The following is a 15135-nucleotide window of genomic DNA, read 5'->3' as shown; positions in this document are numbered from 1 at the left end:
CTCTTCAATTAAAGACTTGATGCTCAATGAATATATCTGGTTTGCTGCTATTTCTAGTTGCACTCCAACAAGACATTGAAAAACAATATTTTTTTGTTTCCCAACTCCCTGCGAGTGCCCACACAGTTTGCTTGATAAGTTGTTAAAGAGCGTTGACCTTTTCTAGGTCAGGGGTATGAATTATACATACCACCTTGAATTCGTCAAGCTGAAATGATGTTCTTTTTCTGCTTGTGACCGTGAGCTGCTTGCCCCGTGTCAGTGGATGCGCATTATAGGGAGCACCCGATTTTACGCAAGGGCTTTTTTGATAAAAACAGGACTTTGGCAGCCAACCGCTTACAAATCCATCAAGATCACAACTAAACCGCTGTATTACCCTTATAACATGCACGTTTTGGTGTTATCTGTATAAGAAACAACCTGGCAGATCCGCAGCTATAATGGTCCGCTCTTCTTTTCTTATATCGCTCACTGATAGTGTAAGTACACTCAATGCCGGCCGGAGCTAAGCCTCACTACTCAGCTATGACCGGTCAGGTATGGCCTGGCGCCGCCAGTAGGATATCGAACCGCCAAGACCCAATATCTTATAATCACCTGATTGATATTGCTTAAATATCGTGAACACGACTTTTCTGGTTAATTTACACTCATTCAAACCCAAGGTGTCTTGTGTTGGGAGCAGGATAAAATGTAATATCGACTTATTATCCGTCCCCATAGTTAAATGGATATAACAAGGTCCTCCTAAGACTTAGTTGCAGGTTCGATTCCTGCTGGGGACGCCAGTACTTTACCACAGCCTCCCGTGCACTGCGTCACCCCCTCCTTTTCAACATCTTCAACATCATTACCGATGTGTACATCCCAGAATTAAAACACTTGTCCACCCCACCGCCGCGCTGCGTAAGCAGTTCAACTCCAACCTGTTCGACACTCATCACCCACGGTAATGATGGGCTGGCTGCGCCGCTTGCTCAGTGCCCGAGCGCTGGACAGGCTGTTACTCAAGGCCGGGGGCTAGGCCTTTACCCAAAATGGCTGCCGTTTTCGTAATACTGGCGGCCTTCAAGCTTGGTGAAGATGACACAAATGTCCCGTTCGGCGCCGACCCACGCCCGCAGTGTCGACGTAATTTCGGCCGCTACCTTGTCCTGCACTTCCAGTGCTCGCTCCAGCCAGAGTACTTCCACAATAGGATAACCACTTACTACTTGCCCCTTGGCCATAAATTCGGCGGGAATAAACTCCAGGGTAAAATGATCCAGCGGACTGCCAATCAGGGGCGATAGCGTATCGACCAGCGGTTTACTGATCTGTTTGACCGCTTCTCGAGACAGACCACGAAAACGTAAATGAGGCATGATAAATTCCTTATTCTAGAGTGAATGGATACTCCAGCATCATAAGCAAAGCCGGAGCACAAAACAGCGAGGGAAAATGAAAATACTATCTTTGCTACTGGTATGGCTCTGGTGTGGTCACAGCCTCGCGGCACCCGCACTGTGGTCGGCTACCAGAGACGAACAGCAGCTATGGCTCTTCGGCTCGGTTCATATGGCCGATGAACGTCTGGCAGTGCTGCCGGCACCACTGCTGCGAAGCCTTCAGCAAAGCGAGCGGTTGTTTCTGGAAGTGAACCCGGCCGCCATCACCCCGGCAGACCTGGCACCTTTTTTGACCATGGCAGCCGATGACAACTGGCGCCGCCGTCTGGGGACCTCGCTGGCAAATCAGCTTGAACAGCATCTCGATGCGCCGACCCTCTCTCCCCTGAAATCGCTCCCGCCCTGGTTTGCCGCCCTGCAACTGACCCAGGCCCGGGCGCAAGCCCTTGGTTTTTCCAGTACACAAGGCATCGACATGCAGGTGATGAATCTCGCCCAACAGCGGCAGCTGCCGATTTCGGGGCTGGAGTCACCCACCCTGGTATTCAGCCTGCTGGCCTCTCTGCCCGAGCGACAACTGGAGGCGGACTTTGTACGCCATACCCTGAATGAACTGGGGCAGATAGAACAACACCTCGAGCAGTTGCTGGACACCTGGCAAAGCGGAGACGAGCAGGCGTTACTCGCGCTGCTTCGTAACGAGCAATCCCCGGCGCTCGGTCAATTCATCGAGCGGGAACTCCTGCTGGCGCGCAATCGCCTGTGGCTGGATCACCTTGAACATCAGGCCCCGAAAAAAGCCCTGCTGGTGGTGGGCGCCCTGCATCTGTACGGCGAGCATGGTCTGCTCCGCTTGCTGGAACAGGACGGTTATGCCCTTAAAAAGGTTGAGGACTGAGCGTTTTATTGATCGGGATCAGCATGGTGACAGAGCGTCTCGCTAAGATACCTCTATAGCGCGTACTCAAGGAGACGAACCATGACCTTCTGGCTTGATTTGATGTTCGGCAGCGACGTCGGATTGATGTCCATGCTGGTGATCATCGCAACGACCTTGCTCATCGCCTTTTATGCCGGCTTCTTTATATACAAAGTCAGCAAAGCCGGCCCCAACGAGTAATAGCGCGGCATCGGATTCTCGTTTGACATACCTCTTTTAATAACGACAGGCCCTTACCTCCTCCTCCCCGGGGCCTGTCGTTTCCTCTTGCTGTTCAACTTGCTTATACTGCGGCTATTCAAAACCTGGCGCCGTCAGATCCTCTGTTTGCCATTCCCTTTTTTCAGCTTGCCATCGGCCCTGTGACGCCATTCATTCAAGGAAGCCCTCATGTCTTATACTTCTCTGAGCCAGCATTTCGAACAACGCTATCATCTGCAACACCTTGGTGCCATTTGTGGCTGGGATCAGGCCACCATGATGCCGCCCGGCGGCAACGAAGCCCGGGCCGAGGCAATGAGCACCCTGGCGGTACTGTGTCATCAGCAACTGCAGGATCCACGGCTGGCCGACTGGTTTGCCGCCGCCGAACAGGAGTCGCTGCCGCCGCAACAGGCTGTCAGCCTGGCCGAAATGCGCCGCCAGTGGCGTGATGCCACCTTGCTGCCGGAAGATCTGGTACGCGCCATGTCACTGGCCGGTTCGCGCTGCGAGCATGCCTGGCGCCACCTGCGCCCGGCGAACGATTGGGCCGGATATCTGCCGTTGTTTGAAGAAGTACTCAACCTGTCCCGTCAGGCCGCCTCGGCCCGCGCCGAGGCCTTGGGCTTGTCCCGATACGATAGCCTGTTGGAACAATACGAGCCGGGCATGCGCAGCGACCGGCTCGATATCCTGTTTGGCGACCTCAAAAGCTGGCTGCCGGGTCTGATCACCCAGGTGCAGGACAAGCAGCGCGGCGAACCCCTGCTGCAACCCAGGGGCCCCTTTGCCGTAGAGCAACAGCGGGCACTGGGGCTGGAGGTAATGGCGCTGCTCGGCTTCGACTTTGATCGTGGCCGGCTCGATGTCAGTGTTCATCCCTTCTGCGGCGGCGTCAGCGAAGATGTCCGGCTCACCACCCGCTATAACGAGCAGGATGTGACCCAGGCGCTGATGGGCATCATTCACGAAACCGGCCATGCCCGCTATGAACAGGGTCTGCCCGCCCACTGGCGCCGGCTGCCGGTGGGTCAGGCCAGATCCATGGGGATACATGAATCCCAGAGCCTGTTCTTCGAAATGCAGCTGGCCCGCCACCCTGCCTTTATCGACCGGCTGGCCCCCCTGCTGGAACGTCACTTCGGTGCCCAGCCGGCCTTTTCCCCGGACAACATGGCCAGACTTTATACCCGGGTTACTCCCGGCCTGATCCGGGTTGATGCCGACGAAGTCACCTATCCGGCCCATATCATGCTGCGTTACGAAATAGAGCGGGATCTGATTGAAGGCAAGATGGAAGCCAGAGACCTGCCCGAGCGCTGGGATCGGTTGATGCAGCGCTATCTGGGCCTCGGTACCAAGGGTAATTACAGGGATGGCTGCCTGCAGGACATTCACTGGACCGACGGCAGCTTCGGCTATTTTCCCAGCTACACCCTGGGCGCCATCTATGCGGCCCAGCAGGCCGAAGCCATGCAGCAACAGCAGGGATCGCTGGATCAGCTGCTCGGCAACCGGCTATCAACCGTATTCGAATGGCTACAAAAAAACATCTGGCAGCACGCCAGCCTGCTGGAGACCGACCAGCTTATTCAACAGGCCTGTGGCCAGCCACTGGATACCGGCGCCTTCCGGCAACATTTGCAAACGCGTTACCTGGGCTAAGGAGGTCTATGCTTGAATCAGGCCCCATGGACGGGGCCCTGATGTCTGGGAGGCAGGGTAATGTATAGAAAAAAAAACCACCACAAGCTGGTGGTGTTTTACGATGGTAGCTGCGAGGGCTGTATCAAGGACAGAGCCCGCTACGAGCATTGGGCCGGTAGTGGTGGCCACGATATTTACTGGTTTGATATCACCGGGCGGGAAGAGGTGTTGTCAAGCCTGGGCATCAACCCCTACAAGGCGTTACGCGAGCTACATGTACAAACCGAGCACGGAGAAGTGGTCACCGAGCTGGACGCCTATATTCTGCTGATGAAACGGGTGCCCCGGCTCAAGCCGCTGGCCTGGTTGATTGGCTTGCCCCTGATCCGGCCTTGTCTGTCCTGGACATACCGGACCTGGGTTCGGCAGCGACTGGAACGTGAGGGGCGGGCCTGAATCCGCCCCTCTGCCGACACCACCGAACCATAACGCTAACCATGTTACCGGTGCATGTTACCGGTGCATGCCACCTCGGAGTGGCCAAGACCTAATCAGTTATCTTTTCCTTAGTCAAAACAGGGCTTATTAGGCGATACGCCAATATTAGCGGTTGGGGATGTGGCCGCGTTCAACACCTCCAGCATGCGCTCGGGCTGTACCGGCAACCGGGGGTTCAGCTCACCCGACAGCCGAGCCAGGGTGCGCGGGTTCAGATTGCTGCTGACTTCTGTCGGCAGCAGCTCGTCGCTCACCCGCAATGGCTCTGCCCGCATCGCCAGTAATAAACGCAAGCTGTCTTGCTGCAGATCACCGGCCAGGGCCGACAGCTGCGGCGCCCTGATATCGTCCTGAGGAGCGGCATAGAGTGGATTTTGTGCCGGCAACTCGAAGAATGATCGCCAGTCCGTCTGCCCTTGTTCACTTTTTGGCTCATCGATTCGCGGCAAGTCCCGCGCATCTTCGGACATAAGCGCCAGCAGTAAACCAAAATCGCTACGACGGCCGTCAATGACCGCCTGATTAAGGTGGCCTCCGAGTTGGCTGTCGTTAACGAGCAGGTTGGCATTCAGTTCTGGCAGCATAAAAAGTGTAAATATTAGGCATTTGGATGGTTATCGGCAGCAAGTCCGGTTTTTTTAGCAAAAAATTACCTTTCAGGGGTTCACAAGCCCCCACTTTTTGGTAGTATGCGCCCCACAAAGTGTGGAGGGGTTCCCGAGTGGCCAAAGGGATCAGACTGTAAATCTGACGGCTCAGCCTTCGCTGGTTCGAATCCAGCTCCCTCCACCATCTATTGTTAGTCAATGCGCTCTGTTGTTTTTCAACATCCGGCGCCTTGATATGAAGTGTAAATTTAAAACTGTTTAACGTATTTCATTAAACAGAAAAAAGTTAACTCGTGGAGGGGTTCCCGAGTGGCCAAAGGGATCAGACTGTAAATCTGACGGCTCAGCCTTCGCTGGTTCGAATCCAGCTCCCTCCACCATCCTTTTAAAGCCGGTGCTCAGCACCGGCTTTTTTTATGCCTGCAGAAAACACGGCTTTTCTATCTTTCAGGCTTTTCCTCCAGCGCCTGCTCCAGCAATCGTTGCTGATGCTCCGGAGACTGGGTGTGCCGCGCCAGCAACCGGTACATGGCCGGCACGATAAACAGCGTCAGCAGAGTTGCCAGCGCCACCCCGGCAAACACCACTATGCCCACCGCCTGCCGGCTTTCGGCCCCGGCGCCGCTGGCCAGGATAAGGGGAATGGCGCCCGCCACCGTGGTAAAGGCGGTCATCAGTATCGGCCGCAGGCGACGCATCGAGGCCTCAATCAGCGCCTCATCAAAAGCCTGGCCCCGATCACGCAGCTGATTGGCAAACTCCACGATCAGAATTCCGTTCTTGGTGACCAGGCCTATCAGCATCACCATCGCTATCTGACTGTAGGCATTGAGGGTCATGCCCGTCAGATAAAGTCCCAGCAAGCCGCCGAGCAGGCCAAGTGGCACCGTCAGCAAGACGATAAAGGGATGTACAAAACTCTCGAACTGGGCCGCCAGGATCAAAAACACCACCACCAGCGCCAGCCCGAACACGAAAACCACGTCACCCTGGTTGCTCTTGTATTCCAGCGACTCGCCCTTATAGTCGACGATGGCGTAGTCGGGCAGTTGGTCCCGCACCAGAGCGTCCAGGTAGTCCAGCGCCTCGCCCAGGCTGTAGTTGCCCACCAGGTTGGCACTGAGGGTGATCGCCTTCTTGCGGTTGTAATGGTTCAGCGAGGGCGAGGCCCCCTGCTCGGTCAGGGTGACCAGGTTATTCAGCGACACCAGCTCGCCGCCACCGGTGCGCAGGTAGACGCCGCCCAGATCACCGAGCTGTCTGAAGGCATCCTGCTGCCCCTTGAGATAGACATCATACTCCTCCCCCTGACGCGCATAGGTGGTGATGGCCTGACCGCCCAGCATGACATTGAGGCTGTCGGCCACTTCGGTCACCGAAATCCCCAGCTTGGCCGCCCTTTGCTGATCCACCTCCACCAGCAGCTCGGGCTTGGTCTGGGCATAATCCAGATCCAGATCACTCAGGCCCGGGTTGTCTCGCGCCAGCCGCCGCAACTGCTCGGCCCAGCCATGGAGTTCGTCGTAATCGGCCCCGCCCAGCACAAATTCCACCGGCGAGCTGGAGCCGCCACGAATGGACGAGGGCAGTATCGGGATCACCAGCACATCGGCCACGTCCCGGGTCAAACCGCGAATGCGCCCGACAATGTCCTCGGCCGACAGCTCCCGTTTATTCCAGGCTTCCAGGCTGGCGATAACCATGCCGCTGTTCACCCCGCCACCAAAGCCCGGAGTACGTACCGTCAGACTGGTAATGCTGCCATCTTGCTGCAGGGGCGCCAGTCGCGCTTCCACCTCACCCATGGCCCGGCTCATCCGTTCGAAGCTGGCCCCTTCGGCCCCGCGCACCAGCACGAAGACAACGCCGCGGTCTTCTTTCGGCGTCAGACTCTGAGGCACTTCCCGAAACAGCAGGGTAATGAGTCCCAGCGCCAGCACCATCGCCACCGGCGCCCACCAGCGGTGACCCAGCTCGCTGTCGAGCAGGCGCCGATAGCCTTGCTCCAGCCGGGCAAAGCCCGCATCGAAATGGCTGGCCAGCCAGCCGGGCTGCTGCCTGGACTTCAGGATTTTGCTGGCCATCACCGGGGTCAGGGTCAGCGCCACCAGCGACGAAAATGCCACGGCTCCGGCCAGCAACACCGCAAATTCGGTAAAGATGCGGCCTATGATGCCGCCCATGAACACGATGGGCAGAAATACCGACACCAGGGTCAGGGTGGTGGCGATCACCGCAAACCCCACCTCCCGCGTGCCGTGATAGGCGGCGGCCAGCGGTGAGCGGCCCCGCTCCAGGTGATGATGAATGTTCTCCAGCACGACGATGGCGTCGTCCACCACCAGGCCGATGGCCATGATCAGCGCCATCAGGGTGATCAGGTTGACCGAATAGCCCAGGACATAGGCCAGAATAAAGGCGCTGATCAGCGACACCGGCACCGTCACCGCCGGGATCAGGGTGGCACCTACCTGCCCAAGAAAGAGGTAAATCACCAGTACCACCAGCCCCATGGTGATCATCAGGGTCTGGTAGACCTCACCGATGGCGCTGTCGATAAACACCGAGCTGTCGTAGGTCCAGGTCAGCTCGGCGCCTTCGGGCAGAAAAGGCTGCTGAACCATGATCGCCCGCTTGACCTCGTCCACCACCTCCAGGGTGTTGGCCTGGGTCTGCTTGACGATACCCAGCCCGACCACATTCTGGCCGTTGGAGCGAAACAGGGTGTCTTCCGGTTTCTCCCCTTCCCATATCTCGGCCACGTCGCTCAGGTAGACCCGGGCGCCCGAGTCGATACGACGAATGCTCAGGGTCTGGAAATTTACCGCCTGATCGTAACCACGCTGAATGCGAGCCGCGAAGTTCTGCTGGCTGTTTTCCAGGGTGCCGGCCGGCAGCTCCACGTTCTGTGCCCGCAGGGCGGCCCGGATGTCGGCTACCGTCACCCCGCGCGAGGCCATGGCCATCGGATCCAGCCGCACATTCATCACCCGTTCCTTGCGTCCCCCCACCCAGACCGAGCTGACACCATCGAGCAGGCTGAAGCGATCGGCCAGCACGTTCTGGGCGTAATCACCCAACGCCAGCGGCGACATGCCGGTAGAGCGCAGCGTTACCCACAAAATGACATCGTTGCGCCCCGTGTCCTTGGTAACGACGGGGGCATCGGCGTCATCGGGCAGGCTGCGGGAAGCCCGGGCCACCGCCTCGCGCACATCGCTGGCGGCATTGTCCAGATCCCGCGCCGGATCGAATTCGATGGTAATGCTGGAACGACCGTCGCGGGTGCTGGAGCTGATGAACTTGACCCCACTGATGCCCGACAGCTCGTCTTCCAGCTGCTTGGTCACCTGCATCTCCAGCACGGCGGCGCTGGCACCGGTATAATTGGTGCGTACCGTCACCACCGGCGAGGTGGTGTCGGGCATTTCCCGCAATGGCAACTCGAGAAAGGAGATCAGCCCGAACACACAGAGCATCAGGCTCAGTACCGTAGCCAGTACCGGGCGGGCAATGGACACGTCAGAGAGCTTCACTGTGCACCTCCACCCGCATGCCGTCCCGTACCTTGACGGTTCCTTCGCTGACCACCCGCTCGCCGGCCATCAGTCCTTCGGCAATGGTTACCCATTCTCCCAGGTTACGGCCTATGCTCACATGGCGCCGGCTGACATTGCCTTCGTCATCCACCACAAACACATAACGCTGCTGGCCCGCATACAAGAGACTCTGGGCCGGGATCACCGTCTGGGTGCCGTTGGCCACCGTCAACTGCACCCGCATCAGCATCCCCGGCAGCAGCAGGCCATCGCTGTTATCAAACAGCAGCCGCACCCGGGCATTGAGGGTATCTTCATCCACGCTGGGGGCGATCACCGCCAGTTCGCCGATGAATGCCTGCTCACCATACGCCTGGGTACGGGCACTCAACTGTTCACCCACCTTGAGTTGGCGGAAATATTTTTCCGGCACCGCCAAATCCAGCTTGAGGCTGCTCACGTCAAACAGGTTCGCCACCGGCTCGTTGGCCCCGAGCAGGGCGCCCGGCGCCACATCGCTGAGCCCGATCACGCCGGAAAAAGGGGCCTTCAAGGTCAGATAATCCGCCTGCACCCGGGCGGCCTGCAGCCTGGCCTCTGCCATGGCCACGGCGGCCTGCTGGCCGTCGAGTTCGGTCTGGGTAACCGCCTTGCGCTGAAACAGGGTCCTGAAATTATTAAGCACCCGGCTGGCGTCCATCAACACCGCTTCGGCTTCCTGTACCGTCGCCTGTGCGGCTCTGTCATCCAGGCTGAGCAGCAGCTGATCCCGGGTGATCGCCTGACCGGGCACAAAATGTACCCTGGTAACCCGGGCTCCAACCTGGGGCGCTATGGCCACCTGCCGGCTGGCCTTCAGAGTGCCAATCAGTTCAATTCCGGCCGTGATCGGCTGCTCCGTGACCCGTACCGTAGACACCACGGGCGCGCTACGGGCCAGCACCGTCGTTGACATCATGCTCGACAGGCCCAGCAGGCAGACCAACAGTAATCCGGGATAATGCTGATTAAACATGGTTTTATTCATTCCTTCTCTCTCGCTGTCTCCAGTTTACCCCTTTCCGCCCGCCAGGATATGTCGACCGGTGCCAAAGAGGTAACAAAGTGTGACCAGTCCCCAGTCAGACCCTGACAGTCCGTTAAAAAACACACTACGCTTAGGGTCTGTTGACCTTTCGAGGTTAAATTTTGTTCGAGTTAAACACGTTTTTATCGCGGCGAGACGGCTGTAGCCTAGTCATTCTAAGCAAAGCCTTCTCAACAAAGAGAAAAACGCGTTTAGCCGAACCCGCAGGGCAGCGCTTGTGGGGGCTTGCTACTGCGTTATCGCTTATTTATGTAGCGTGACTACATGGCATAAGCGATGCCTTGTATCAAGCCCCCACAAACTGCTGCAAAAATCATCTCGAAAGGTCAACAGACCCTTAGCCAAGGTAATACAAGCGGCAGACGCTTGCTCAAGGAGACGGCATGAGCCAGGGGAAAATTCTGATTACCGGGGTAGCCCAGGGCCTGGGGCTGGGCATGAGCCGCTACTTTCTGCAACACGGCTACCAGATTCTGGGCGTCGACATCGACAAGGATGCCCTCACCCGGCTGGACAAATCCGGGTTATCCGGCTTGCAGCTGGTGCACCTGGATGTCAGCGAGGAAACCTCGGTACAGGCGCTGAGCCGACTGATTGAGCGTCAGTTCGGACAGCTCGACGGCATCATCAACAACGCCGCCCTCAGCCAGCCTCACAACGAGCCGTTATCTCAACTGCCGCTGTCCCACTGGCAGCGGGTACTGGCCGTCAACCTCACCGGCCCCATGCTGATCAGCAAGCATATGGCTCCCCTGCTCACACCGGGTTCGGCCATCATCAATATCGCCTCGACCCGGGCTCATCAGTCCGAGCCCGACAGCGAGGCCTATGCCGCCGCCAAGGGGGGCCTGATTGCCCTGACCCACGCCATGGCGGTCAGCCTGGGCCCGGCGGTACGGGTTAATGTCATCAGCCCGGGCTGGATTGAAGTCGGTCGGCTGCAGCCAAATCCGCAGGAGCCGGCCCCCAGCCTGCACGATCACCGCCAGCATCCGGCCGGACGAGTGGGCGACGCCGAGGATGTGGCGGCGCTGGCGCGCTTTCTGTTATCCGACGAGGCCGGCTTTATCACCGGTCAGGAATACATTATCGACGGCGGCATGAGCAAACGAATGATTTATCCGGAGGGGCCGGCTGCCGACTGACCCCGGTTTCTGCTAGCATGGCGCCACCTTTTTAAATCAGGCGCCGTAATGAAAGTTGTTTCCTTCAATATCAATGGACTCAGGGCGCGTTTGCATCAATTGCAGGCGCTTATCGACAAACACCAGCCGGACATCATAGGTCTGCAGGAAATCAAGGTTCACGACGACGCCTTTCCGCTGGCCGAGGTGGAAGCCATGGGCTATCACGTGCATTTTCATGGCCAAAAGGCCCATTACGGCGTGGCCATGCTGAGCAGGCAGGCACCGCTTTCGATCCAGAAAGGCTTTCCCGGTGACGAAGAAGATGCCCAGCGCCGCATGATCATGGGCCGCTTCACCCGTCCCGACGGCACCGAGCTGACCGTGCTCAACGGTTATTTTCCTCAGGGCGAAAACCGCAACCACGAAACCAAGTTTCCCGCCAAGACCCGCTTTTATGCGGATCTTCAGCGCTATCTGACCGAACATCATCGGCCGGATGAGGCGGTCATCGTGATGGGGGATGTGAATATTTCCCATACGGATCTGGATATCGGCATCGGCGAGCCCAACCGCAAGCGCTGGCTGCGCGAGGGAAAATGCTCCTTCCTGCCGGAAGAGCGGGAGTGGATGGACACGCTGATGAACTGGGGACTGGCAGACACCTGGCGGCTGCAGAACCCCGAAGAAAGCGAGCGTTATTCCTGGTTCGACTATCGCAGCAAGGGCTTCAATGACAACCGGGGCCTGCGCATCGACCTGATCCTCGCCACCCGGCCGCTGGTCGGCCAATTGATCGATACCGGCATCGACTACGAACTGCGCGGCATGGAAAAACCCTCGGATCACGCCCCCATCTGGGCCACCTTCGGCTGAGCAATACATTGGCGAGGATGAGATAAGAGATGCTTCCTGATGAGTATCTCTTTCTTCGTAGGGTCGAATTTATTTGACCAAGGGTGTAGCCCTGACCAAAGCGGTCGAATAAATTCGACCCTACGGAAGAGAAAACCTCCCGGTTTATCCCGCCCCCCGCTACAGCCCCAGTATTTCCTTGGCGAAGGGGATGCTGAGCTTGCGCTTGGCCTGAAAGGAGGCGTTGTCGAGCAGGTCGAGGGCTGCGAGCAAGGTGCTCATGTCCCGGGACAGGCGGTTGAGCAGGAAGCGGCCGACATCGGTGGGCAGCTTGAAACCCCGCAGTTCGGATCTCAGTTGCAGGGCGCTGAGCTTGCCCTCGTCATCCAGAGGCTTCAGCTGATAGGCCACACCCCAATCGAGGCGCGACGCCAGATCCGGCAAGCCCAGTCCCAGGTTGCGCGGCGCATTGACGGCACTGATCACCAAGGAGCCCGGCGCCCGCTCGCGGCGGCGATTGAAGAAGTTGAACACCGCCCGCTCCCACTCTTCCACTCCGGCAATGGCATCCAGATTATCCAGACACACCAGTGCCAACAGTTCCATGCCGTCCAGTAGTCGGGGAGACATATTCTGATAGCCGTCGAGAGAGATATAGGCGGCGGTCTCCCCCTCACCATCCAGCTCGGCACAGGCGGCATGCAGCAGATGAGAGCGCCCGCTGCCTTGCTGACCCCAGAAATACAGCAGTTCGTCACCCTGGCCGATGGCCGCGTTTTTGAGCGCTGTGATCAGCTGGGCATTATCACCCGGATAAAAACTGGCAAAGGTTTCATCGTCCGGCAGCTGTACCGCCAGTGCCAACTGGGCGGGCTGGTTCTCTTCTTCATCACCGTTAATCACGTTTGGCTCCCGACCAGCTGAATTCCCGCTCACCGGTCACGACCAGCCCCGTCATGGTGGTCAAGGCCTGCAATACGGCGGCACGAGAGCCTGGCACACTCAGGCGATAACGTCCCTGATATCCGGCGCTGTCGATAACATGGACCGCGTCCACGCCGTCAAGCTGGCGCAACTTGCGCTCCAGCAGCACAGTGTCTGCAAACCGGCGCAGGCCGGAAACCACTATGGTCAGCTCGCCGCCGGCATCCACCTTGGCCAGCAATGGCTGTTCCGGTGCCGGGTTCGCGGGCTTAGGCGCCCGCCGATGCCCATTTTGCTCGACCCAGTAACGATTAAGACGCGCCATCAACTCGGTCACCGCATCCGCGCCCGACGCCAGTTTACCTTGCGCCAGTTTACCTTGTAACAGGGGCTGCTCTTGCCCGGTGCCGAACAACTGCCAGCGGCCGCCCGCTGCGTTCTGCTGTTCGGTTTTCTGCTCGACAACCAGCCAGTAGTCGGCGCCATAGCGCCGACTGGCCTCGCGCAAGGGCTTGGCATCAAACAACTCACGGGTACTCAGCGTCATGTGTTCTTCCAGATCCCACAGCGGCCACAGCAAGGGGATCTGATAGGCCGAAGAGGCCCGCCGCCAGACGCGATTTGCCTCGTTGCGGCTACGGCCCTCTTGCGATAACCAGACCAGCAAAGCGGGCCTCGATGCCAGTGAAAACGGCAGCTCGGCGCTTTCCAGCAAGGCCAGCAGCTCCGCTTCGTTGAACACGGCGTTATAACCGGGCCCTGGCGGTTCAGACTGCAAATAGCGTGACACCTCGCCCCGTGCTTCATCCAGCACCCAGGAGCCATTGGCACGACCGCCGGTCAGGCGATTCAGCACCAACTCCACCGCCTGCGCCCGCGCCTCACTCCGATCATAAGGCGCCGGATCCAGGTTAACCTCAAACACCGACCGAGCGGACACGGCGGCAGAGCACAGCAGCAGTGTCGTCAGTAACAGATTTTTCAACATCAGGTTGCCACCTTTAAAAAGCATAAGGCGCATGATAACCATAGTCGTTAGCGCAAACCAGACTCAATGGATCCGTGTTCTGGGCAGTACCAGATTCAACAGTATGCCGACGATACCACACAGGCTGATGCCCTGCAGGCTGAAACCGCCGATACCGAAGGCCATGCCGCCGATGCCGAAAATCAGGATCACCGCCACTATGCACAGGTTGCGCGCCTGGGACAGGTCTACCTGATGCTTGATCAGACTGTTCAGGCCTACGGTGGCGATGGAGCCGAACAGCAAAATCATGATACCGCCCATCACCGGGGTCGGAATGCTCAGCATCAGGGCACCGAACTTGCCGACGAAGGCCAGCACGATGGCAAAGCCCGCCGCCCAGGTCATGATCACCGGGTTGAAGTTCTTGGTCAGCATCACGGCGCCGGTCACCTCGGAATAGGTGGTGTTGGGCGGACCACCGAGCATAGAGGCGCCAACGGTCGCCAGGCCGTCGCCGAGCAGGGTACGGTGCAGCCCCGGCTTCTTGAGGTAGTCCTTGCCGGTGACCGAGCTGATGGCCAGCACGTCGCCGATATGCTCGATGGCCGGCGCTATGGCCACCGGCAACATGAACAGCACCGCCTGCCAATGCCATTCGGGGGCAACAAAGTGCGGCAGAGAGAACCAGGCCGCCTCGCGTACCGGAGTAAAGTCGACCACGCCAAACCACAGGGCCAAACTGTAGCCCACGGCAATGCCGGCGGTAATGGGAACCAGACGAAACACCCCTTTCGCCACCGTAGACACCAGCAAGGTGGTGACCAGGGACGACAACGATAACCACAGCGCAATATCGTTCGGCATCATCTCGGCCGAACCGTCACCTGTCTTGCCGATAGCCATGTTCACCGCCATCGGCGCCAGGCCCAGGCCAATCACCATGATCACCGGCCCGACCACCACCGGCGGCAGCAGCCGGGTCAACAGGCCGGTGCCGCGCCAGCGTACCAGCTGGCTGAGCAGCACATACATGACGCCGGCGGCCATCAGGCCGCCCATGGTGGCAGGAATGCCCCAGGTTTGTACGCCGTACAGAATGGGGGCGATAAAGGCGAAAGAAGACGCCAGAAAAATAGGGATCTGACGCTTGGTACACAGCTGAAAAATCAGGGTGCCGACGCCGGCGGTAAACAAGGCCACATTGGGATCCAGCCCGGTGATCAGCGGCATCAGTACCAGGGCACCAAAAGCCACAAACAACATCTGGGAGCCGGCCAAAGCCTGGCGCAAGGGGGTATTGGCCGCACTCTGGTGGTGGGCCAGCGCATCGGATTGATTAACTGAACTCATT

At 58.5% G+C, this 15135-nt stretch carries 13 protein-coding genes and 3 tRNA genes; 9 read left to right on the top strand and 7 right to left on the bottom strand.

The annotated features are described in order from the left end of the window. The first annotated feature begins 716 nt into the window (after positions 1–716). A tRNA-Arg gene (locus HNR62_RS14945) sits at positions 717–791 on the top strand. Positions 792–1031: 240 nt separating this feature from the next. Here the strand turns inward: HNR62_RS14945 and HNR62_RS14940 are convergent. Beyond that, entirely contained in the window at positions 1032–1367 is a 336-nt protein-coding gene (locus tag HNR62_RS14940; RefSeq protein WP_204796874.1) for a DUF1904 family protein, read from the bottom strand. Between the two features lie 76 nt (positions 1368–1443). On the opposite strand from HNR62_RS14940, the gene HNR62_RS14935 reads away from it, so the two are divergent. The 4 genes from HNR62_RS14935 (at position 1444) to HNR62_RS14920 (ending at position 4635) form a co-directional block, all read left to right on the top strand. Further along, a complete protein-coding gene (locus tag HNR62_RS14935; protein WP_204796873.1) occupies positions 1444–2289 on the top strand; it encodes a TraB/GumN family protein in 846 nt (281 codons plus the stop codon). A gap of 81 nt (positions 2290–2370) precedes the next feature. Further along, positions 2371–2511 carry a DUF3149 domain-containing protein gene (locus HNR62_RS14930; protein WP_204796872.1) on the top strand — a complete coding sequence of 47 codons (141 nt, stop codon included), beginning with the start codon at positions 2371–2373 and terminating at the stop codon, positions 2509–2511. A 210-nt stretch (positions 2512–2721) separates the two neighbouring features. After that, entirely contained in the window at positions 2722–4197 is a 1476-nt protein-coding gene (locus HNR62_RS14925) for a carboxypeptidase M32 (protein WP_204796871.1), read from the top strand. Between the two features lie 60 nt (positions 4198–4257). Next, positions 4258–4635: a thiol-disulfide oxidoreductase DCC family protein gene (locus tag HNR62_RS14920; RefSeq protein WP_204796870.1), complete on the top strand. Its 378-nt coding sequence runs from the start codon at positions 4258–4260 to the stop codon at positions 4633–4635. Between the two features lie 110 nt (positions 4636–4745). On the opposite strand, the gene HNR62_RS14915 is transcribed toward HNR62_RS14920, so the two are convergent. Next, the gene (locus HNR62_RS14915; RefSeq protein WP_204796869.1) at positions 4746–5261 is read right to left on the bottom strand and encodes a VC2046/SO_2500 family protein; all 516 of its coding nucleotides are present in this window, start codon (positions 5259–5261) and stop codon (positions 4746–4748) included. Between the two features lie 123 nt (positions 5262–5384). On the opposite strand from HNR62_RS14915, the gene HNR62_RS14910 reads away from it, so the two are divergent. Next, positions 5385–5469, top strand: a tRNA-Tyr gene (locus tag HNR62_RS14910). A 111-nt stretch (positions 5470–5580) separates the two neighbouring features. Further along, positions 5581–5665 (top strand) — tRNA-Tyr (locus HNR62_RS14905). Positions 5666–5725: 60 nt separating this feature from the next. Here the strand turns inward: HNR62_RS14905 and HNR62_RS14900 are convergent. Then, positions 5726–8821 (bottom strand): efflux RND transporter permease subunit, encoded by a 3096-nt coding sequence (locus HNR62_RS14900; protein WP_204796868.1) that lies wholly within the window; start codon positions 8819–8821, stop codon positions 5726–5728. After that, positions 8808–9851: an efflux RND transporter periplasmic adaptor subunit gene (locus HNR62_RS14895; protein WP_239552839.1), complete on the bottom strand. Its 1044-nt coding sequence runs from the start codon at positions 9849–9851 to the stop codon at positions 8808–8810. Before HNR62_RS14895 ends, HNR62_RS14900 begins: the two co-directional genes overlap by 14 nt. 443 nt (positions 9852–10294) lie before the next feature. Between HNR62_RS14895 and HNR62_RS14890 the strand changes: the two genes are divergently transcribed. Together HNR62_RS14890 and xthA are read left to right on the top strand one after the other, a co-directional pair. Beyond that, the gene (locus HNR62_RS14890) at positions 10295–11056 is read left to right on the top strand and encodes an SDR family oxidoreductase (protein ID WP_204796867.1); all 762 of its coding nucleotides are present in this window, start codon (positions 10295–10297) and stop codon (positions 11054–11056) included. 48 nt (positions 11057–11104) lie between these two features. After that, positions 11105–11911, top strand: a complete 807-nt coding sequence (gene xthA / locus HNR62_RS14885; RefSeq protein ID WP_204796866.1) for an exodeoxyribonuclease III — start codon at positions 11105–11107, stop codon at positions 11909–11911. A gap of 159 nt (positions 11912–12070) precedes the next feature. On the opposite strand, the gene hda is transcribed toward xthA, so the two are convergent. The 3 genes from hda to HNR62_RS14870 form a co-directional block, all read right to left on the bottom strand. Continuing rightward, a complete protein-coding gene (gene hda, locus HNR62_RS14880; RefSeq protein ID WP_420827168.1) occupies positions 12071–12793 on the bottom strand; it encodes a DnaA inactivator Hda in 723 nt (240 codons plus the stop codon). Next, positions 12786–13802 carry a DUF2066 domain-containing protein gene (locus HNR62_RS14875; RefSeq protein WP_204796865.1) on the bottom strand — a complete coding sequence of 339 codons (1017 nt, stop codon included), beginning with the start codon at positions 13800–13802 and terminating at the stop codon, positions 12786–12788. The genes hda and HNR62_RS14875 overlap by 8 nt, the downstream gene beginning before the upstream one ends. A gap of 63 nt (positions 13803–13865) precedes the next feature. After that, positions 13866–15134 (bottom strand): uracil-xanthine permease family protein, encoded by a 1269-nt coding sequence (locus HNR62_RS14870; protein WP_204796864.1) that lies wholly within the window; start codon positions 15132–15134, stop codon positions 13866–13868. Position 15135: the final 1 nt, after the last annotated feature.

This window comes from Oceanisphaera litoralis, assembly GCF_016907015.1.
In the GTDB taxonomy this organism is placed as follows: domain Bacteria; phylum Pseudomonadota; class Gammaproteobacteria; order Enterobacterales; family Aeromonadaceae; genus Oceanimonas; species Oceanimonas litoralis.
Note: the sequence above shows the minus strand (reverse complement) of the source record. Positions and strands in the feature narration are given on the sequence as shown.

Excerpts from the sequence above, each read along its gene's own strand:
- HNR62_RS14895 (WP_239552839.1), bottom strand. The coding sequence starts at position 9,851 with ATGAATAAAACCATGTTTAATCAGCATTATCCCGGATTACTGTTGGTC.
- HNR62_RS14870 (WP_204796864.1), bottom strand. The coding sequence starts at position 15,134 with ATGAGTTCAGTTAATCAATCCGATGCGCTGGCCCACCACCAGAGTGCG.
- HNR62_RS14920 (WP_204796870.1), top strand. The coding sequence starts at position 4,258 with ATGTATAGAAAAAAAAACCACCACAAGCTGGTGGTGTTTTACGATGGT.
- HNR62_RS14940 (WP_204796874.1), bottom strand. The coding sequence starts at position 1,367 with ATGCCTCATTTACGTTTTCGTGGTCTGTCTCGAGAAGCGGTCAAACAG.
- HNR62_RS14875 (WP_204796865.1), bottom strand. The coding sequence starts at position 13,802 with ATGTTGAAAAATCTGTTACTGACGACACTGCTGCTGTGCTCTGCCGCC.
- HNR62_RS14890 (WP_204796867.1), top strand. The coding sequence starts at position 10,295 with ATGAGCCAGGGGAAAATTCTGATTACCGGGGTAGCCCAGGGCCTGGGG.
- HNR62_RS14925 (WP_204796871.1), top strand. The coding sequence starts at position 2,722 with ATGTCTTATACTTCTCTGAGCCAGCATTTCGAACAACGCTATCATCTG.
- HNR62_RS14915 (WP_204796869.1), bottom strand. The coding sequence starts at position 5,261 with ATGCTGCCAGAACTGAATGCCAACCTGCTCGTTAACGACAGCCAACTC.
- HNR62_RS14930 (WP_204796872.1), top strand. The coding sequence starts at position 2,371 with ATGACCTTCTGGCTTGATTTGATGTTCGGCAGCGACGTCGGATTGATG.
- HNR62_RS14935 (WP_204796873.1), top strand. The coding sequence starts at position 1,444 with ATGAAAATACTATCTTTGCTACTGGTATGGCTCTGGTGTGGTCACAGC.
- xthA (WP_204796866.1), top strand. The coding sequence starts at position 11,105 with ATGAAAGTTGTTTCCTTCAATATCAATGGACTCAGGGCGCGTTTGCAT.